1 protein-coding gene is annotated in these 693 nt (G+C 30.6%); it reads right to left on the bottom strand.

Annotated features, from left to right (window positions below):
• Nucleotides 1-602: phage integrase SAM-like domain-containing protein (locus tag IU405_RS00495; protein WP_197436699.1), on the bottom strand; the 602-nt coding region annotated here is incomplete at its 3' end.
• Nucleotides 603-693: the final 91 nt, after the last annotated feature.

Genomic DNA, 693 nt, shown 5'->3' with positions numbered 1-693 from the left:
CTATCAAGCTGATAATGTGTTTCAACACCGTTTGATTTTGCGTGTCTGCAAAAGGTCTTTATAAAACGAATATTTCTTGCTGTTGTGTTTGGAGCGTAGCCTTCATTAATACAATATTTTTCAAAATCCATTTTGAATTTCGCATCAATATCACGAATGTATAAAACTGATTTAGTATGTTTTTGATAACGTTCTAAAAGATGCTTGATTCCATTGCACTTTGTTATTGTGCTACTTTTGACATCGGCTTTTTTAAACTCAATGAATGTATCAATGTAATCTACTAATTTATCTGGGTGCTTTTCTGCTACTTGTGGAGGGTTAATGAAATCTTTTAGCCACTGGGTGTTTATTACTGTATCACTGGTTTTTTTATTGTAGTGTTTGAGTAATTCGCTTTTAACAGTCGTCAAATCGGAATTGAGATTTGCATTATATATATTTTTTAGATCTTTGGGTTCTTCCTTTATTGTACTCCAATCTGATGGATTTATACTGTAATTAGTTTTTGCCATTACATCAATATTTCTTCCATCAGAAAGTCTAATATAAATTGAAGCAGGATTGTTTTTAGACTTTAATAATAATTTAATTCTTGCCATGGCTTTGGTATTTGATTGCCCTATCAAATATACAAAATATCTAAAACTCTTCCCAACATCTTCCCAACAATTATCAAAATATATGCAAAGT

Origin of the sequence: Polaribacter sp. BAL334 (assembly GCF_015767435.1) — a bacterium.
GTDB lineage: Bacteria > Bacteroidota > Bacteroidia > Flavobacteriales > Flavobacteriaceae > Polaribacter.
The sequence above is the reverse complement of the archived record's forward strand: the minus strand, read 5'-3'. Positions and strand labels throughout refer to the sequence as shown.